Here is an 18961-nt window from a genome sequence, read left to right as displayed (position 1 = left end):
GCTACGCCACGCGCAGCGGCGCCGTCGCCGGCGCGGAGTTGGCATCGGCGGCCAGCGTGCCCGCCCAGGCGTTGTGCACGATCGACGCGTAGCGCGCCGCCACGTCCGGCACCGGAAAGGCCCGGGCCAGGCGGGTCACACCGAGCGCGTCGCGGACCAGGCGGTCGAGGTCTTCGCGGCGGATTGCGCATGCCCGCAGCGTGGCGGGAATACCGACCGCCTCGATCAGCGCACGGATCACCACTGGCAGACGCGCGACGGCGCAGGCGGCATCGGCGTCGTCGATGCCGAACAGGCGCGCCACGGCCAGCAGTTCGTGCTGCCGCACGTCGCGCAGGGCGTCCAGTACATAGGGCAGCATCACCGCGTTGGTCGTACCGTGCGACAGATGCGTGAGGCCCGCCACGGCGTACGCGATGCCGTGCACCGCGTTGAGCCCGGCACTGCCGTACGACAGCGCCGCATAGACGCTGGCGTGGCTCATGCCGATACGTGCTTCCGTATCGTCGTGGCCCTGCCGGTAGCTACGCAGCAGGTACTGGCTGCACAGCCGGATCGATTCGTGCGCAAACAGCATCGTCAGCGCGTTGCGGCCGCTGTAGCCGGGATCGGGATCGCCGCCGCGGTCGAAGGCGGCCGAGTCCAGCGTCAGGTAGGACTCGATCGCATGCGTGAGCGCATCGATCCCCGCATCGGCCGTGACGCGCGGCGGGCAGGTGTAGGTGAATTCGGGATCGACCAGGGCCACGGCCGGACGCAGGCGGTTGTCCATGACGGCGACCTTGGTCGCGTTGTCCGGATCGACGAGGATCGCGCCGGGCGTGGCTTCGGAACCGGTGCCCGCGGTGGTAGGCATGGCGACCAGCGGCAAGATCGGCGTGCCGCCGGGAATGCGTCCGACGAAGGACCGCACCGGCTTGCCGTGCGGCAATGTCAGGCAAAGCGCCTTGGCGAGGTCGATATTGCTGCCGCCGCCGAGCGCGATGACGTGGTCGACGGGCTGGTCGCGCAGGTCTGCGCCGATCTGCGCGCGTACCGCCACGGTGGCGGCATCGCACAGCGTGGTGGTCGGATCGGGCATGCCGCCGGCATGGACCAGCAGTTCGACGCCATGCGTCTGCGCGGCCGCTACCAGTTCGTCGACCCAAGGCGTTGCCGTGGCGAAGAACGCGTCCGTGACGAGCAGCCCGCGCCGGTATCCAAGACGCTGCAGCAGCGCCGGCAATTGCGCGCGGCAACCGGCGCCCATCACGAGCCGCGCCGGCGCGCAGAAATAGACCATGTCCTCCACTCTCATGCTGTCTCCTGGGGATGCCGCGCGCGTGATGCGTGCGGTGGGTATGTTCAGGTGATCGTGCCGATGCGGGCCCGCATCAGGAGGCCGGCCAGCGCGTGCGCAGATACGCCGCGATGTCGGCGGTACGCTCGGTCAGCACACTGTGTCCCGCGCCCTGCAGCACCAGCAGCTCGGCACCGGCAATGCCTTCGGCGAGCATGGTGCCGTGGGCCAGCGGACAGTCGTGGTCCGCGCTGCCATGGACGACCAGCGTCGGGCAGTTCACGGCGGCAAGTTCGGCGCGTTGATCGGTGCGGCGGATCGCCATCCAGGTCCACGCCACGGTGCGATGCCCGGCTGCCTCGGCCAGGCCGAGGCGGCGCTCGCGCGCCGCGATGTCGTCGAGCAGGGTGGGCGCCGGCTCGGCCGGCGGCAGGCCGGTCAGGGGCGGGTCGGCCAGCACGGCATCTCCCGGCGATGCAAACCACGCCACCTGGCGCAGGCACGGCGTGCCGGACACCAGCAGCAAAGCGGCAGGCATGGGCGGCGCCACGTTCGCGCGTGCCGCGCCCGTGCCCATGCCTGGGCCCGCGTGCCGCTGCGCGGCATGGCGCGCTTGCCGCAGATAGGCCAGCGCGACCGACACGCCCATGCTCCAGCCGGCCAGCACGAAGGGGGCCGCGGTGTGGGTGCCGGTGTGGGCGCCGGTGTGGGCGCCGGTGTGGGCGCCGGTTTGCGTCCCGGTATGGCTGTCCGCGCAAACCGCGGCGCGCGCCACGACATGGGTCTCGATCACGCGCGCCACCACCGCCGCGTACGCTTCCAGCGAGCAGTCGCGCGCATCGGGCGGTGCCGCCGCCGTCCCGCGCCCCGGCAGGTTCGGCAGGATAAAGGTGCAGCGATCCGCGAGTTGCCGCGCCAGCGGCAGCCATGCCGCCCGCGTGCCCTGGATGCCATGCAGCGCGACCACGGTGACGGGACCCTCGCCGACGCAGAGGACGTCGTCCTCCGCCAGACAAGGCTTCCGCTCCGGATGGCCGTACCGCAACCGGTTATCGCCGGCATATGCGTGCCCTGCCCCCTGCGCCAGACCGCCTCCAGCCGCCACGTCCGCCTCCGTACACATCTAATATATTACTCGCATAGTAGCAGAAAACATTCTCGCCACAAGGCCTGGAAGCCGGAGGTAAACCCGGGTGCACAGAAGCTGCCTACAGCTCATATACAATGGGCCATCCGTGCATGCAGACATTGCCCATGACCGCAAGAATCGCCACCCGCGCACGTGCCGCGGCTGTCCAGGACACCGAAGAATCCGCGGGTCAGCGCGGCAAGCTGACCGACCTTGCCTACGAACAGATCGAGGAAGCGATCGTCACCCTGCGGCTGGCGCCGGGCAGTTCCGTATCGGAGTTGCAACTGAGCGAAATGACGGGTATTGGCCGGACGCCGATTCGCGAGGCCATCCAGCGGCTGGCACGCGAGCACCTGATCATGGTGCTGCCGCAGCGCGGACTCCTGATTGCCCCCATCGACGTCGCCAAGCAACTGCGCCTGCTGGAGACGCGCCGCGAAGTGGAACGGCTGATCTGCCGCTGCGCGGCGCGCCGCGCCACCCCTGAGCAACGCGATCATTTCAAGCGGCTGGCCAAGGACTTCGAGCAATCGTCGCGCCATGGCGACGACGTTGCCTTTGTCCGCGCCGACCGCGAGTTCAACGAGCTATGCCTGGTGGCGGCGCGCAACGAGTTTGCGGAAGGATCGATGCGGCTGATGCATGGCCTGTCGCGGCGCTTCTGGTATCTGCATTACAAGGAGGCCGCCGACCTGCCCACCATGTCGAAGCTGCATGCCGCCGTGGCCTCGGCGATTGCGCGCGGCGAGGTCGATGGCGCCGGAGCGGCGCTCGACGCGCTGCTCGACAATATCGAGGAATTCACGCGCGCGACCGTGCTCGGCGATTACCGCTGATTGCCGCTGATTGCCGCGGTGGACTGGCACCCCGCCCGCGCGCCCATCAGCACCCTGCCGCCGGCACGGTAAATTGCACCACCGCGCCGCGCGGCACATTCTCGCTCGCCCACAGCCGGCCGCCGTGGCCATCGATGATCGAGCGGCAGATCGACAGCCCCATGCCCAGTCCGGTGTCCTTGGTCGTATAGAACGGCAGGAACACGCGCTCGATGTTCTCCGGCGCGAACCCCGGCCCGGAATCGCTTACCGACACCAGCACCGTGGCCGGGTCGGGGCTGGCGGTACGGATCTCGACGCGCCGCCCCCCTTTGCCGCTGTCGCGCATGGCCTCCAGCGCATTGAAGATCAGATTGATCAGCACCTGCTGCAATTCGACGCGATCGCCATGGATGCGCGGCAGTCCTTCCGCCAGCGCCAGGCGCACCGACGTCTCGCTCTTGGTTGCCTCGCCGCGCGTCAGTGCCACCACCTCGCGGATGGCCGCATTGATATCCACCGGCGCCCGGCGCGGCGGCGCCTTGCGCACCAGCTCGCGAATGCGCGCAATCACGTCCGCGGCCCGATCGGCGTCCCTGACGATCCGACCCAGCGCCAGGCCCACCTCGTCGAGGTTCGCGGGCGCCGTGCGCAGCCAGCGCAGCGCCGCCTGCGCATTGGTCACGGTCGCGGCGATCGGCTGGTTCACCTCATGCGCAATGGAAGCGGCCAGTTGCCCCATGGTGGCCACCCGGTTGGCATGCGCGAGTTCAGTCTGCACCTCGCGATAGCGCCGCTCGGTCTCGCGCACTTCCGCCTCGCGCTCCTCCAGATCGCGATACAGGCGCGCGTTCTCCAGCGAGATCGCCGCCTGCGACGCCACCAGCTTGAGCACCGCCACGCGGCTCGGGCTGAACGCGCGCGCCATCAGGTTGTTCTCGAGGTAGAGCGCGCCGATCAGCTTGGCGCGGTTGAGTAGCGGCAGGCACAGCAGGGAACGGGTCCGATGCTGGTGCAGATAGGCGTCGGTGGCAAAGGCCGGCTCGCTGGTGGCATCGTCCGCGAACACGCTCTCGTGCGTGCGCCACACCTGGTATAGCACCGACTCCGGCAACCGCTGCTGGCCGGGCGCCCCATCCTGCAGCACCACCTGCATGGCATCGCCGCCCGTGGTCGCCTCCGCCGCGATGCGCGGCTCGCCACCGACCGACAGGATCAGCAAGCCCCGCTCGGCACCGGCCTGTTCGATGGCCGTGCGCATGACCATATCGATCAGCTTCTCCAGCACGAGATCGGCCGACGCCGCCTGCGACACCTTCAGCACCGTGGCAAGGTCGAGGTGTTCCACCGGCGTCGTGATGGTGGTGGTCGGTCCCGGCGCATGCGACTCCGCGCGCAGGTACGGATAACGTTCCTCCAGTTGCCGCACCATGCCGTCGGCGCCCCAGCGCAGGTATGCATAGCGCGCGTCCTGCATATAGGCGCGGGCAATCCGCTCCAGCCCGCGCGCGGCATAGAAGCGCGACGCCAGCTCGTTGGCGATGGCCTCGTTATGGACAAAGCCGCTCTCCTGCGCCGCGTGGATGGCCCGCTCGTACCCATGCTCGGCGTCGACCAGACGCTCGTCGATGCGCGCGATTTCCGCGCCGACCAGGTAGGCCCGGTCGGCAAAGTTGGCCGGACACAGTTCCGCCCAGTGCTGCAGCCGCGCATGATGCGCGAGCAGCGCGTCGCGATGCCGTCCCTGATCGCAGCGCGCGGCACGCACCAGCGCGCTGAAGAACTGGAACTCGGCTTCCTCGAAGAACGAGGTGGCCGCCCACTGCAGTGCCTCCGCCCTGGCCGCGGCGGCGAGCGCGGCAGCCAGATTGCCCGCGAAATAACAGGCCTGCAGCTTGCGCGTCCAATACCAGTAGGCGCCCAGCGCGAGGCCGGGATTGCTGTCGAACTGCGCTTCGGTCCGGCGCTCGTCGAACTGCGCATCGTCGAAGCTGCCGAACGTCGGCGTATGACCGCGCAGCATGCGCACCATCGCGCGTTGCGTGGCGATGAACTCGACCACCAGGCCAAAGCCCACCTTCTGCGCATAAGCCAGCCCGCGTTCGGCCTCGCGCTGCACCTCGGGCAACGGCGTGCCGCCGAACAGCAGGTCGGACACCAGGTTGTTGCGCGTATAGGCGCCGTACGACAGGTCGCCGCTGCGGTTGGCCGCATCGAAGGCGCGCTCCAGCAGCGCGCGGCACTCGCGCACCGGCCGCATCCAGCGCATGACGAAGATCGAGAAACAAAGGTAGGTCTTGGCCTCGAAGCGCGTAAGCCCGCGCTGATCCACCAGTTGGCAGCCCACCATGCCAAAGCGATAGCCCGCATCGTAGGCGCCGAAGCGCGGGCCGGAGATACGGCCCAGGTTCGCGTACGCCACGCACGAGGCGTCGCAGTTGCCGCGTTCCAGGCTGATGCTGACGCCCTTGCAGATCGTCAGGTCGGCCAGGTTGGCATCCGACTGCAAGGCCGGCGCAAACAACTTGCTCAGGGCCTCGACCGTCGCCAGCGAGGTAGCATCGTCCATGGGCGGCAGATCGAGCACCGACTCGATGCCGCGCTCGCCGAGGCGCGTCCAGATCTGCTCGTATTCGAGCCGCACCGCTTCGTCGTCGGGATGGGGCGACCAGTCGATGCCGACATGGCGCAGAAACGCCAGGCACACGGCGACCGCGCGGTCGCTGTGGTCGAGCACGAGATACACATCCAGATGCAGGAAGGCCACCAGCGCCCGCTCGGCGGTGGTGGTCGCCTGGGCGGAGAGCGCCATCAGCCGTTCATCGGCCGCGGCCAGCTGGCCGGTCAGGAATTCGCATTCGGCGCGGTTGAGCGCCAGCGCAAAGGTCAGGTCATGCGGATGCGTCGCGCCATCGTCGAGCAAGCCGGCGCCGGTGACCAGGTAAGCCAGGGCCGACGCATACGCGGTCGAGGCCTTGGCACGCCGCCCCGCGCTCAGGTTCAGCGCGGCCAGCTGCTCGCGCTCGTTGCCATCCGCGATCAGCGCGGCGCCGCGGTTGAGCTGGCCGACGATTTCGAAGATGCTCTCCTCGCGCGTCTCCGGCGGCGTGTGCGCGGCCAGCAGGCGGCCGAGGCGCAAGTGGGCCGCCGCGCGCGCCGCCTCGGGAATCAGCGAATACGCGGCTTCGTGTACGCGGTCATGCGCAAACGCGTAAACCGCCTCGCGCCGCTCCACCAGTTCCAGGCGAATCGCCTCCCACAGCACCGCATGGACCTGCGCCGGCGGCAGGCCGAGGACCAGCGACAGCCGCGCGGTCTCGACCACGTTGCCGAGGCATGCCATCTGTTGCAAGGCATGCCGGGTCGCCATCGGCAGCCGTGCCAGCTTGCCGATCATCAGGTGCACGATATTGTCGGTGTAGCCCTTGGCATGGATACGATCGGCATCCCAGCGCCATGCGCGCGCATCGTGCCGGAAGCTGAGCAGATCCTCCTCGACGAGCGCATGCAGGAACTGGATCACGAAGAATGGGTTGCCCCCGGTCTTGTCGCATACCAGCGCCGCCAGCGGCTCGATGCACGCGGGCTCGCTGTGCAGCGCCTCCGCGATCAGCTGGCGCACATGTACGGCGCCTAGCGGCGCAAGCGTGATCGCCTCGATCCTGCCGCCCGCGGCGCGAATCGCCTCCAGCTTGGCCGTCAGCGGATGCGTGGCATCGACTTCGTTGTCGCGGTAGGCGCCAATCAGCATGAGGTGGCGCAGGTCGGCGCTGGTCAGCAGGTCTTCGAGCAGGTCCAGCGTGGCCGCATCGAGCCATTGCAGGTCGTCGAGAAACAGCGCGAGCGGATGCTCGGGCCGCGCGAATACGCCGATAAAGCGGCGGAACACCAGCAGAAAGCGGCGCTGCGCCTGCTGCGGTTCCAGCGCCGGTACCGGCGGCGGATCGCCGATGATCAGCCTGAGTTCGGGTATCAGGTCGGTCATCAGCCGCGCGTTCGGTTCGAGCGCCTGCTGCAGTGCCGCACGCCAGCTTGCCAGTTCGGCGTCGCACTTGCACAGCAGCGTGCGCACCAGGCTCTGGAAAGCCTGCACCAGCGTGGCATAGGGGATATTGCGCTGGTACTGGTCGAACTTGCCGCTGGCAAAGAGCCCGCGCGGCGGCACCAGCGCCTTGTGCAGTTCATTGACGACCGAAGACTTGCCAATGCCCGAGTAGCCGGATACCAGCACCAGTTCCGGCGTGCTGCTGGCGACGATGCGCGAGAACGCGTCCACCAGCTGGCCGACCTCGTGCTCGCGCCCGTACAGCTTTTCGGGGATCCGCAGACGGTCGGGCGTGCCATGTTCGTCGAGCGGAAATTCGTCGATGCGGCCGCGGCGCCTCCACTCGTCGTGGCAGCGGCGCAGGTCGTGCGCCACGCCCGCGGCGGTCTGGTAGCGGTCCTCGGGTGTCTTGGCGAGCAGCTTCATGACGATGCCGGACAGCATCGCCGGTACCGCTGCCACGCGCACGGCGGGCGGCACCGGTGCGCGTGCGATATGGCAGTGCACCCATTCCATCGGCTCGACGGCGGCAAACGGCAGCGTGCCGGTGAGCATCTGGTAGAGCGTGATGCCGAAGGCATAAAGGTCGCTGCGCGAGTCGATCGACCGGTTCATGCGCCCGGTCTGCTCCGGCGCCATGTAGGCGAGCGTGCCGGCGATGGTTTCGGGCGGCTCCGGAGCCTGGCGCTCGCGCGGCAGGCGCGAGGTCAGGCCGAAGCCGGTCAGGCGGGCGTGGCCGTCGGCACAGTCGACCACGATATGGGTGGGCTTGAGGTCCTTGTGCACCAGCCCGCGCCGATGGAGCTGGCACAGCGCGTCGGCGATCGAGACGGCAAGCCGCAGGCACGCGTCGATCGGCAGCGGCAGTCCGAGCAGGTGCGCGAGCGGTTGTCCGCCCGCGTCCTCGAGCACCAGCACGGTACGGCCGCCCTCGCGCGTCAGCGCCAGCGGGCGTGCCGCCCAGGCGCCGTCGAGTTCGTCCTTGAGGCCGAACTCGTGGGTCAGCCGTTCGAGACTGGCCGGCGGTGGCTGCTCGGCGGCCAGCCGTGCCAGCAGCACGCTGGCGTCCGGTCCTGCGCCAGGCGCACGCGCAAATACGCGCTCGCCATCGTCCCACGATATCTGGAAGTCGTTACCCATTGACACCGGTACCCCATGCAGGTCTGGTCTGGTACGCCGTCGGTACGCGATGCGGGCCCGCTGTGCGCGCGCGGCAATGCATACGGCAACCCCTCGACCCCGCACGCACCACGGCAACACGGCAACATCGCCAAGCCCAACCTGCAAACCCGGACGCTTTCCCAGCATATACCACCGGCATCCGCCCGGAACGCGCCGCATGGGTGGCAGGACGCGTTGCCGCATGGCACCCACCCCACGGGCTATCGTGCTGCAAGTTTCGGGGGTGGGCGAGGTCCGGTGCCGGCTCAGGCCGCCATGCGCGCCTCCTCATGGCCGTCGGCCACGGCGGCATGGGCCGCGGTCAGGTCGTCGAGCTTCAGCGCGCGGATCTGTTCGGTCATGAAGTCGATAAAGACGCGGATGCGCGTCGGCATATGCTGGCGGCACAGGTAGCAGATGTAGTGACCGCGGTCGCCCGGCACGTGCTGGGGCAAGGCCATTACCAGGTCATGGCGGGCCAGGCCATCCATGACCTGGTGCGCCGGCATCTGCGCCAGACCGCGGCCATCGCGCACGGCCTTCATGACCAGTTCCGCGTCGTTGAAGGTCAGGCGGGCGTGCGGCAGGTACTTGCGCACCCGGCCGTCCACCTGGAATTCCCACTCGCAGACGCGTCCACCGGAGCGGCGCTGGTTGATGCAGTCGTGCTGCGCGAGCGCCTCCAGCGTGGTGGGCAGGCCGCGCCGTTGGGCGTAGTCGCGCGAGGCGCATAACACCAGTTGCATCGGGATCAGACGCTTGGCGATGACGCTGGAGTCTTCCATCAAGCCATCGCGAAACGCCACGTCGATCTGGTCGGCGGCAAAGTCGGCCGGCTCATCGTCGAGGATCAGGTCGACCGCGATGTCGGGATACGCCGCGGAGAACGCCAACAGCAGCGGCGCCACCACGTTGCGGCCAAAGCCGGCGCCGGCGCATACGCGCAGCAGACCGCGCGGCGGACCCTCGCGCAGATCGAGCATATCGTTCATGGCGCCCATGATGTGGGTCACGCCAAGGTTGCAGTGCTCGAAGAACCGTTCGCCTTCGCGCGTCAGGCTGGTGGAGCGCGTGGTCCTGAGGAACAGGCGCGTGCTGAGCTGCTCCTCCAGCCGCTGCACGCTGCGCGACACCGCCGAGCGGCCGATACCGAGGCGCTCGCTGGCCTTGATGAAGCTGCCTTCGGTAGCCACCGCCATGAACGCGATAATGCCGGCGTAGCTGGTGGCGAAGCAGCTCGACAACGCATCGACGCGAAAATCGGCGTGGGCATCGACGTGAAAATCGGCGTGGATCATGATGGTCTCCTTCGTCGAATCGGCTAGAGCAGACAGATGCGATGCAGATCGACCGTGCGGCGATACACGACCCGGTTCAGCCATGGTACGAACGTATATTCGTCGTACGCGTTGCCGCCGATCAGAATCCAGTTATGCAGCCCGTTGAACATGGTGTTTTCCCCCAATGCCGGCCCACCGTGATGGTGTTTCGCGAATGCACTGTGCAATCGCACCGTCCATGCATCGAGAGTAGGCGCAGGCGGCCGCGGCGCCATGCTGCGCACGGGTAGCGCCGGCTGCTACATTGGCATCGGGTGCTAATACCTCGGTATGTCCGCGGTGGGGCCGACCCGTACGGGGACGTTGGCGGTATGACGCGTGTAATACGTAGGTATTATTCTCGGCGACCGGCCGGCCCACTACGCTGGGTCGTATATGTGGGCCATATGCGCACGGGGCGCGATGGCGGGTACGTGATAGCGGATACGCGATGCGCTGGTACGGGCATTCCTGAAGCGAGGTCGCTCTTTTGCATTCCACCCGGTTCGTGTCGATTGTCGATGATGACGAAGCCGTGCGCCTGGCCACGGCCAGCCTCGTCCGTTCGCTTGGCAAGCCGACCCGACTGTTTGCCTCGGCGGAGGAATTCCTGCAATCGGGACAGATTGCCGACACCGCGTGCCTGATCTCCGATGTCATGATGCCCGGCATGTCGGGCGTGGACATGCGCGACGAAATGCTGGCGCGCGGCCATGCCCCGCCCACCATCTTCATCACGGCATTTCCGTCGGCCGATATCCGCGCCAAGGCGCTGGGCAATGGTGCGCTGACCGTGCTGGCCAAGCCGGTGGACCCCGATGCCATTGCGCACTGGCTGCGCGTGGCACTGGGTGAGGACTGAAGCGCGGCGCCGCCGCCTTGCGCGCCGACTAGGGCGAGCCGAGCGATTCCGCCTGCTTGACGAGTTCCGCCACCGAGCGCGCGGCCATTTTCTTCATGACCTGCCCGCGGTGGATCTTCACCGTGACCTCGCTCAGGTTGAGCCGGGCGGCAATCTGCTTGTTCATCAGCCCTTCGACCACCAGCGCCATCACTTCGCGCTCGCGCGGCGTCAGCGATTCGTAGGCCGCGCGCAGCCGCGCGGTGGAATGCTCGGCGGCCAGCCGCTCGCCGTCGCGCGCCAGCGCGTTGGCCACCGCATCGAGCATGTCCTGGTCGCGGAACGGCTTGGCGAAGAAATCGACCGCCCCGGCCTTCATGGCCTTGACCGTCATGGCGATATCGCCGTGTCCGGTCATGAAGACGATCGGCATGCGCATGCCGCTGCGGGCAATCTGTTCCTGGAAGGCGAGCCCGCTCTCGCCGCGCAGCCGCACATCGAGGATCAGGCAGCTGGGGGCGTTGGCCTTGGGAAAGGCGAGAAAGTCCTCGGCCGATTCGAAGGTCTCCACGCGCAGGCCGCTCGAGCGCAGCAGGCCGCTCAGCGACAGCCGGATCGACTCGTCGTCGTCGACCACATAGACCACGCGCTCCCTGCGTTCGGCGGCCCCCGGGCCAGGCGTCGGCTGCGACCACGAACTCATCTTGGCTCCTTCCCCCATGGTCCCACTAGTGTAGGAAAAGGATACGCGCCGCAATACCCGGCAAGACCCTGCGGGCATTGCGCGCGCGTCACGCACTACCGCGCCAAGTCCGCTACACTGCGGCCATGACAGGCATCGAGCAAGGAAAATGATGGAGGCGATACAGGAGCTCCGCGCCACCAACCTGCGCGAACAGGTGGTGGAGCGCGTGCGGTCGGAAATCGTGTCGGGTCGTACCCCCGCAGGCACCGTCTATTCGGTCCCCGGCCTGGCAGCGGATCTCGGGATTTCCACCACCCCCGTCCGGGAGGCCCTGCTGGAACTGAGCCGCAATGGCCTGCTGGTGCCGATGCGCAATCGCGGCTTTCGGGTGGAAGCACAGTCACTCGAGGCGCTCGACAATCTGTTCACGATGCGCGAACTGCTGGAGCGCCATGCGCTGGAGGCGCTCGCGCGCCAGGGCCTGAAGGATCCGCGGCCGGTGCGGGAGCTTGCCGATGCGGTGGCGCGCGCAGTCGAGCGCGGCGACGTTTCCGGCTATATCGCCAGCGATCGCTCGTTCCATGAGGCATTGGTGGCGCAGGTCGGCAATCCGCTGCTGACGCGTCTCGTGATGCAGCTGCGTGACGACATGCGCCTGTACGGCATCGATTCGGACGAGGGCAGGCAACGCCAGCGCGCATCGGTGCAGGAGCACTACCAGATGATTGATCTGGCGATTCGCCAGGACGTGGAGACCATCGGCGAGCTGATCAGCCGGCATATCCTGTCGTGGAAGCCGCTGTTCCGCTCCGCGCTGGCGCAACAGCCCTGAGCACCAGGGCAACGCCGCCAGACGGGCGTTTGCCCGCGTGGCCCGCACCGCCCGCACCGCTCGCAGTGACGCGTTACGTCATATAGGGGTAGCGATAATCCGTCGCCGGCACCCAGGTTTCCTTGAGGGTGCGCGGCGAGGTCCAGCGTTGCAGGTTCAGGATCGAACCCGCCTTGTCGTTGGTGCCGCTGCGCCGGCCGCCGCCAAACGGTTGCTGGCCGACCACCGCGCCGGTCGGCTTGTCGTTCAGGTAGAAGTTGCCGGCGCTGAAGCGCAGGCACCGGGCCGCTTCCTCCAGCGCGGCGCGCTCGGTGGCAAACACCGCGCCGGTGAGCGCATACGGACTGGTGGCATCGACGGTCGACAGCACCTCGGTCCACGCATGGTCCGGATAGACCATCACCGACAGCACCGGGCCGAAGATCTCCTCGCGCATGGTCACCGCCTGCGGCTCCGACACCTGGATGACCGTGGGCGGCACGAAGTATCCGTGGCGGTCATCGTACTGGCCGCCCGCCAGGATCGCATGGCCGGCCGCGCGCGCGCCGTCGATATGGCCCGCGATCCGCTGGAATGCCTTGCGGTCGATTACCGCCCCCATGAAGTTGCCGAGGTCCTCCACGTCGCCCATGCGGAGCGTGCCGAGATCGTCGAGCAAGCGCGCCTTGATGCGGGGCCACAACGAGGCCGGCAGGTATGCGCGCGACGCGGCGCTGCATTTCTGGCCCTGGTACTCGAATGCGCCGCGCAAAAGCGCCACCGCCACCGCCTCCGCATCGGCGGACCGATGCGCGACGACAAAGTCCTTGCCACCGGTCTCGCCGACCAGGCGCGGATAGCCGCGATAGCGCGACAAGCGGTGCGCCACCTGCTGCCAGAGGTCGTCGAACACTTCGGTCGAGCCGGTGAAATGGAGGCCGGCGAAATCGGGCGAATCGAGCACCGCCGCCGAAATCGCCGCGGCCGGACCGGGCACGAAATTGATCACGCCCGGCGGGAGCCCCGCCGCCTCGAGCAGTTCCATGACCAGATAGTTGCTCAGCGACGCGGTGAACGCGGGCTTCCACACCACCGTATTGCCAAGCAGTGCGGGCGCGCACGGCAGGTTGCCGGCGATCGCGGTGAAGTTGAACGGCGTGACGGCATAAACGAAGCCTTCCAGCGGCCGGTAATCCATCATGTTGCGCATGCCGCGCGGCGAGAGCGGCTGCTGTTGCTGCAGGTCACGCGCAAAGGCCACGTTGAAGCGCAGGAAGTCGATCAGCTCGCATGCGGCATCGATCTCGGCCTGGTAGACGGTCTTGCTCTGACCGAGCATGGTGGCGGCGTTGAGCCGTTGCCGCCACGGCCCCGCCAGCAAGTCCGCCGCGCGCAGGAAGATCGCCGCGCGCGCATCGAACGGCAGGGCGGCCCACGCGTGCTGCGCCGCCACGGCGGCGGCCACTGCGCGTTGCACTTCGGCAGTGCCGGCCTGGCTCACGCTGGCCAGGACGCGGGCGTGATGGTGCGGCACATGCAGCGACTGGGTGCCGATGCCGTACAGGCGCTCGCCGCCGATGAGCAGCGGGATCTCGGTCACGACACCGTCGTGTCGCCGCAGCGCAGCGGCAATGGCGGCACGCTCGGGCGCTCCGGGGGCGTAGTCGAGGACCGGCTCGTTGAGAGGAAGATTGGCTTGCATGAAGTGTCCGGCAGGCAGTGGTAGGGGCAATGGAAATCGCAAAGTAGTGTCGGATTGGCGCGCTCAATGGCCCGGTATCACGGGCGGGTGGTAGCTGAACGTGGACATCAGCAGCGCGGCCACCGCAATCACGATGGGGGTATGGATCAGGAACTGCACAGCCGTATAGCCGACCAGGTCCTTCGACTTGAGCTTGAGAATGCCGAGCAACGGCAGCATCCAGAAGGGATTGATGAAGTTGGGCAGCGTCTCCGCGATGTTGTAGACCATCACCGTCCACCCCAGGTGCGCGTGCAGGTCGTTGGCGGCGGTCATGATGTACGGGGCCTCGATCACCCATTTGCCGCCGGCCGACGGAATAAAGAATCCGAGCACCGCCGAATAGGCACCCACCAGTATCGAGAAGATGCCGGAGTCATGGGCCAGGCTGACAAACCAGTGCGCGATCTCGTCCGACAGCGTGACCCCCTGGGTGTTGGCCACCTTGGTCAGCATGTAGCCGATACCGCCGTAGAACGGGAACTGCAGCAGCACACCGCCGACGCTCGGCATCGCGCGCACAAAGCTTTCCAGGAAGCTGCGCGGCCGCCAGTGCAGCAACAGGCCGAGCAGCAGGAACACGAAGTTGTACGTATTCAGCTGCGACATCGTGATGAACGGGTTGCCGCTGCGAAAGGCCTGCCACAGCCAGCCGCCGGCCAGCACCACCACCACGATGGTGAGGATCGGGCTGAATTCGAGATAGTCGCCGGGACGTTTGCGCCGTGCCGTCGCCACGTGGTCCGGCTCGAGCTCCACGCCGAGATCTTCCGCGGTACGCGTGGCGCCGCGGCCGGGTGCGGTCATATGGCAAATGACGGCGGAGACCACAGTGACCAGCACGATCACCAGCAGGTTCTGCCACGTGAGGATGGTCTCGTTGAAGCCGATCACACCGGTGATCGGCAGCAGCGACGCCGGAATGCTGGCCGGCGTGGCCTGCAGCTGCGCCGCCGAGGAGCTCATGCCTAGCGTAAAGCCGCAGCCCATGCCCAGATACGCCGCCGCGCCGGCGGCCCGATAATCGAGCATCAGCGCACGGCGGCGCGCCATCTCGCGCACCAGCAGGCCCGAGAAGATCAGGCTCAGGCCCCAGTTCACGAGCGACAGCGCGATGCTGAGCACACCGACGAACACGATGGCGCCCCGCGACGTGCGCGGAATCTGCGCGAGCCGCCGCAGCAGCGCGGCCACCGGCGGCGACATCGCCAGCACGTAGCCGGTAATGGCGACCATCGTCATCTGCATCGTGAACGGGATGATGCTCCAGAAGCCTTCCCCGAAGGCCTTGCTGGTCGCCATCGGATTGCCGCTGTGCAGCGCCGCGCCAAGGCCGACCACGGCGCAGGCGACGACCACGAAGACATAGGCGTCTGGGAACCACTTCTCGGCCCAGGCGACAATGGCCTGGGAAAAGCGCTCGGTGGCGGAGGAGGCTGGCACCAGCTCGTCGGCGGGCCTGGTCTGTGGATTCGACATGGGTTTCCTCGTTGGGATGGCAGGATCAGTGCGTGGGTGGGAGATGGGGTCGCGGCTATCGAAACGTGCGTCAGGGCTCCGGCATGCGTACACACCGCGCTAGCGGCGCAATACCACCGGCGTGAGCGGTACGGCCATGCAGGTCAGGCAGCGGTCGGGCGGTCCGTCCCAGGTCGACAGATGCGCGACCTGGCCCTCGACCAGCGTCATGACGCAGCTTTCGCACTGCCCGACCCGGCACCCGCTCGGCAGCCCGACGCCAGCGCGGTCCGCGGCGTCGAGCACGGTGCCAAGCCCAGGCGACCATGCGAAGCTGGCGTCGGCATCGAGCACGCGGACGGTCTGCGGGGCAAGCGTGCGGGGAATCCGCACTTCGGCGGAGAAGGTCTCCTCGAAGATGTCGAAGTCCGGCAGGCCGTGCGCATGCAGGGCCTTGCGTACCTGCCGCAGAAAGCCGGGTGCGCCACACAGGTAGGCCAGCGGCCGGCGCGCGACCGTGGGCGCGTCCAGCAGCGGAAAATTCTCCGGCGCACGGCCGTGCACGAACGACAGGTGCACGTTGCCGAGGCGCGCGGCCAACGCCTGCAACGCCTCGGCAAACGGATGCGGCGCGCCCGGGCGGGCGGTGTGGACCAGCATCACCGGGGGTGTGGCCGCGCCGGCGTCGCGCTGCTGCGCCAGCGCTTCCAGCAGTCCGAGGAACGGGGTAATGCCGATGCCTCCGGCCACCAATACCAACGGCCGCGGCGTGGCGGTCGGCATGGTGAACACGCCGGCCGGTACGGACAGCTGCACGGTGGCGCCTGGCGCCAGCGCATGCAGGCGTGACGACATGCGCCCTGGCGGCTGGCTCGGGGTGCGCGCCAGCCGCACGGCGATGGACAGGCAGCGCGGCGTACGATTGGGACCGATCAGCGAGTAGGCGCGCCGGCTATCCATATCGGGCACCGACACCACCACATGCTGGCCCGGCAGGAAGTCCGGCAGCGGGCCACCGTCCTCGGGCACGAAATCGAAGCGCTCGACATCGGCCGCGATACCATGCCTGGCGAGCAGACGGAAAGTGCGCGTGCCGGACCAGCGGCCGCGATTGGCCGCGAGGTCTGCCTCGATGCGGCACATCACGGCGCGCAGCGGCACCGAGCCGCTCACGGGGTCGCGTTCGTCGTCGCTCAGAATGGCGTTGATGTTTGCGGTGCCGGTGCCATGGGGATCGGTATCGTCATGGCCGAGTGGCTCGCAACCCTGCCACCAGCCGAAATCGGCCACCGCCACCTCGGCATGCAAGGCGGCATCGACCTGCGCCTTGAGACGGACCGCGCCGCGCGGCGTCACCACGCGCACCCAATCGCCGTCATGCACGCCGATCGACGTCGCCAGCGCGGTGCCGATCTGCACCTGTGGCACAGGCGCCTTGCGCCGCAGCGATGCCACATGGCGGTGCGAGGAATGCACAAACCAGCCGCTCTTGGCCGTGGTCAGCACCATGGGGAAAGCAGGGCCGGGCCGCGCGGGCTCGACAAACGACGGCAACGGCGGCTGCCCGATCTGGTGCAAGGCTTCGGCGTGGAGCTCGACGCGCCGCGAGGCGGTGGCAAAACCGACCACGGTGCCATCGTCGCGGCGCTGCGCGTACTTGCGATATGCGCCTGGCTGCGGAAAACGCATGCCTTCCGGATGCTTGCGCAGATCGTCGAGCGTGATGCCGAGCGGCGCAATCTGATGATTCCAGCCCGCCTCGATGTCGCCACCGAAGAAGGCATCCGCCATGCCCATGCGGGTCGCCAGCGCCATCACGATGTCGTAGTCGGCGCGCGCCTCGCCCGGCGGCGCCACCATCCGCGGGCGCCACTGCACGTGCTCGACCGCCGCCTGCGATATCTCGAAGCCGCACTTCAGGGCGGCGCGTTCCCACGGCAGGCTGGCCGGCAATACGATATCGGCATGCTCGGCGGTGGGATTCATGAACACGTCGACATGCACGTGAAAATCGAGCGCGGCCAGCATCCGCTGGTTGCGCGCCGCGTCGGCCTGCGTCACCACCAGGTTGGTGCCAAAGCTGACCAGGCTGCGCACCCGATAGGGCTCGCCCTCGAGCACGGCGCGGGCAAGGTCGCGCGCGGTGATCCAGCCAAGGCGCGGCGGCCCCAGCGGCAGCTCGTCGAGGCCAAGAGCCTTGGCACGCTGCCCGGGTGGCAGCAATTCCTGGTAATCGTTGACGCTCCGATACGGCGGCGGACTGGTCCAGAGGTTCCCGCCTTGCGCATCGCACGCGCCGGTCAGCGCGTAGAGCGTGGCGATCGCCCGTTCGGTCTGCGTGGCGTTGACATGCTGCCCCACCCCCGTCCACGCGTGATAGGCCAGGCGCGGCGCATGCATGAACAGCGCGTTGAACTGCTCGACCTGCTCCTGCGCGATCCAGGTCAGGCTCGCCACGTGCGCGGGGCGATACGCTTCGACTTGCTGCCGGAGCTGTTGCATGACGCTGGCATGGCGCCGAACGCGACCAGACCGGTCGCGGCATTCGCCTTCGACATGGAGCGCGACGTCCGCGCCCGTGGGCAGCGCCGGATCGAACGGTTGCAATTCCCCGGCCCGTGTGCGGACCACGAAGTGGTTCGCCGGCGCATCGGCCCATAACTCGGCCGCGCGCATCAGCCGGCCGGACGCGACGTCCACCAGCAGCGGCGCATTGGTCCATTGCCGCACGAACGCCGCGTCGTAGCTCTGTGTCACGAGCAGATGCCGAATCGCGCCCAGGGCCAGCGCGGCATCGGCACCAGGCCGCACGCGCAGCCACAGATCCGCCTGCTGGCCGGAGCCGTCCTGCTTGGGATCGATCACCACCACCCTGGCGCCGCGCTGGCGCGCCGCCGCCACGCGCGAAGCCTGGGCCAGCCAGGTGCGCGCGGGGTTATGGCCCCACAGCACCACCACCTCGGCATGATCGAGATCGGGCACGCCGATGCCGCGTCCAAAGGTCAGCGCATGCGCATAGTCCTTGTGCCAACCACAGATTTCCACGGCGTACAGCAGGTTGGGACTGCCGAAGCAGCGGATAAAACGCTCGACCCATTCGAAGCTGTCGACCATCGGCGTGCCGCTGGGCGTAGTCACCGCGAACGCCACCGACTCGGCACCCCCCGCCGCGCGCTGCGCCAGCAGCCGCGAGGCGATCTCGTCGAGTGCCTCGTCCCAACCGATGGCTTCCCACTCTGGCCTGGCCGCGCCGCGCGGCGACTTGCGCCGCAGCGGCCGGGTCAGCCGCAGCGGGCTTGCCACCAGTTCCGGGGCGGCCCTGCCCTTGGCACAAAGCGCCCCGCCGGTGGGATGGCCCGGCAAAGGCGAAACCTTGACGAGGCGCCCCCCTTCGATGTCGTTGAGGGAGCCGCAACGGGATCGGCAAAGCGTGCAGTAGCCCGCAACCTGCATGATATCTTCCTAGTAGCGCGTGACACATCATTGGTGTCGTCAAACGAATAATACGCAGTAAAGCGCTACATTCCATACGGGTATACGCGCAATGTCCGGCAGCAAAGTCGTCTTTACGTCGCTATTTCCCAGAATATATGCGCAGGATGGTGTTGGCACTCTAGCGTGTCACGCACTACCAGATAGCCAAGGAACGCAGATGCCTGCCTCGGCCGCCGCAT

The 18961-nt window shown here is 68.0% G+C and carries 12 protein-coding genes; 3 read left to right on the top strand and 9 right to left on the bottom strand.

What is annotated here, in order from left to right:
* Position 1 precedes the first annotated feature (1 nt).
* Positions 2 to 1297: an iron-containing alcohol dehydrogenase gene (locus tag DFLDMN_RS19995; protein ID WP_423199616.1), complete on the bottom strand. Its 1296-nt coding sequence runs from the start codon at positions 1295 to 1297 to the stop codon at positions 2 to 4.
* Between the two features lie 76 nt (positions 1298 to 1373).
* Positions 1374 to 2384, bottom strand: a complete 1011-nt coding sequence (locus DFLDMN_RS19990; RefSeq protein ID WP_423199615.1) for an alpha/beta fold hydrolase — start codon at positions 2382 to 2384, stop codon at positions 1374 to 1376.
* A gap of 149 nt (positions 2385 to 2533) precedes the next feature.
* Between DFLDMN_RS19990 and DFLDMN_RS19985 the strand changes: the two genes are divergently transcribed.
* Positions 2534 to 3247, top strand: coding sequence for a GntR family transcriptional regulator (locus tag DFLDMN_RS19985; RefSeq protein ID WP_423199614.1), 714 nt, complete (start codon positions 2534 to 2536; stop codon positions 3245 to 3247).
* A gap of 46 nt (positions 3248 to 3293) precedes the next feature.
* Here the strand turns inward: DFLDMN_RS19985 and DFLDMN_RS19980 are convergent, their stop codons facing one another.
* The 3 genes from DFLDMN_RS19980 to DFLDMN_RS19970 form a co-directional block, all read right to left on the bottom strand.
* The gene (locus DFLDMN_RS19980; RefSeq protein ID WP_423199613.1) at positions 3294 to 8411 is read right to left on the bottom strand and encodes a trifunctional serine/threonine-protein kinase/ATP-binding protein/sensor histidine kinase; all 5118 of its coding nucleotides are present in this window, start codon (positions 8409 to 8411) and stop codon (positions 3294 to 3296) included.
* Positions 8412 to 8698: 287 nt separating this feature from the next.
* Positions 8699 to 9730: a LysR family transcriptional regulator gene (locus tag DFLDMN_RS19975; protein WP_423199612.1), complete on the bottom strand. Its 1032-nt coding sequence runs from the start codon at positions 9728 to 9730 to the stop codon at positions 8699 to 8701.
* A 23-nt stretch (positions 9731 to 9753) separates the two neighbouring features.
* Positions 9754 to 9882 carry a hypothetical protein gene (locus tag DFLDMN_RS19970; protein ID WP_423199611.1) on the bottom strand — a complete coding sequence of 43 codons (129 nt, stop codon included), beginning with the start codon at positions 9880 to 9882 and terminating at the stop codon, positions 9754 to 9756.
* A gap of 377 nt (positions 9883 to 10259) precedes the next feature.
* Here DFLDMN_RS19970 and DFLDMN_RS19965 point away from each other — a divergent pair, with 377 nt between their 5' ends.
* Positions 10260 to 10613, top strand: a complete 354-nt coding sequence (locus DFLDMN_RS19965) for a response regulator transcription factor (protein ID WP_423199610.1) — start codon at positions 10260 to 10262, stop codon at positions 10611 to 10613.
* 28 nt (positions 10614 to 10641) lie between these two features.
* Here DFLDMN_RS19965 and DFLDMN_RS19960 read toward each other — a convergent pair whose 3' ends face one another.
* Positions 10642 to 11295, bottom strand: coding sequence for a response regulator transcription factor (locus DFLDMN_RS19960; protein WP_423199609.1), 654 nt, complete (start codon positions 11293 to 11295; stop codon positions 10642 to 10644).
* Between the two features lie 151 nt (positions 11296 to 11446).
* On the opposite strand from DFLDMN_RS19960, the gene DFLDMN_RS19955 reads away from it, so the two are divergent.
* Entirely contained in the window at positions 11447 to 12109 is a 663-nt protein-coding gene (locus DFLDMN_RS19955) for a GntR family transcriptional regulator (RefSeq protein WP_423200518.1), read from the top strand.
* A gap of 73 nt (positions 12110 to 12182) precedes the next feature.
* On the opposite strand, the gene pruA is transcribed toward DFLDMN_RS19955, so the two are convergent.
* The 3 genes from pruA to DFLDMN_RS19940 all read right to left on the bottom strand — a co-directional run bounded on the left by pruA (position 12183) and on the right by DFLDMN_RS19940 (position 18740).
* Positions 12183 to 13790: an L-glutamate gamma-semialdehyde dehydrogenase gene (gene pruA, locus DFLDMN_RS19950; RefSeq protein ID WP_423199608.1), complete on the bottom strand. Its 1608-nt coding sequence runs from the start codon at positions 13788 to 13790 to the stop codon at positions 12183 to 12185.
* A gap of 63 nt (positions 13791 to 13853) precedes the next feature.
* Positions 13854 to 15308: a short-chain fatty acid transporter gene (locus DFLDMN_RS19945; protein WP_423199607.1), complete on the bottom strand. Its 1455-nt coding sequence runs from the start codon at positions 15306 to 15308 to the stop codon at positions 13854 to 13856.
* 99 nt (positions 15309 to 15407) lie between these two features.
* Positions 15408 to 18740, bottom strand: coding sequence for a molybdopterin-dependent oxidoreductase (locus tag DFLDMN_RS19940; protein ID WP_423199606.1), 3333 nt, complete (start codon positions 18738 to 18740; stop codon positions 15408 to 15410).
* Between the last annotated feature and the right edge of the window lie 221 nt (positions 18741 to 18961).

The sequence above is a fragment of the Cupriavidus sp. H19C3 genome, assembly GCF_049393815.1.
Classification (GTDB): domain Bacteria; phylum Pseudomonadota; class Gammaproteobacteria; order Burkholderiales; family Burkholderiaceae; genus Cupriavidus.
This window is presented reverse-complemented; position numbering and strand designations above follow the sequence as displayed.

Coding starts and splice junctions, on each gene's coding strand:
- DFLDMN_RS19985 (WP_423199614.1), top strand. CDS start 2,534: ATGACCGCAAGAATCGCCACCCGCGCACGTGCCGCGGCTGTCCAGGAC.
- DFLDMN_RS19970 (WP_423199611.1), bottom strand. CDS start 9,882: ATGTTCAACGGGCTGCATAACTGGATTCTGATCGGCGGCAACGCGTAC.
- DFLDMN_RS19955 (WP_423200518.1), top strand. CDS start 11,447: ATGGAGGCGATACAGGAGCTCCGCGCCACCAACCTGCGCGAACAGGTG.
- DFLDMN_RS19940 (WP_423199606.1), bottom strand. CDS start 18,740: ATGCAGGTTGCGGGCTACTGCACGCTTTGCCGATCCCGTTGCGGCTCC.
- DFLDMN_RS19960 (WP_423199609.1), bottom strand. CDS start 11,295: ATGAGTTCGTGGTCGCAGCCGACGCCTGGCCCGGGGGCCGCCGAACGC.
- pruA (WP_423199608.1), bottom strand. CDS start 13,790: ATGCAAGCCAATCTTCCTCTCAACGAGCCGGTCCTCGACTACGCCCCC.
- DFLDMN_RS19945 (WP_423199607.1), bottom strand. CDS start 15,308: ATGTCGAATCCACAGACCAGGCCCGCCGACGAGCTGGTGCCAGCCTCC.
- DFLDMN_RS19995 (WP_423199616.1), bottom strand. CDS start 1,297: ATGAGAGTGGAGGACATGGTCTATTTCTGCGCGCCGGCGCGGCTCGTG.
- DFLDMN_RS19980 (WP_423199613.1), bottom strand. CDS start 8,411: ATGGGTAACGACTTCCAGATATCGTGGGACGATGGCGAGCGCGTATTT.
- DFLDMN_RS19975 (WP_423199612.1), bottom strand. CDS start 9,730: ATGATCCACGCCGATTTTCACGTCGATGCCCACGCCGATTTTCGCGTC.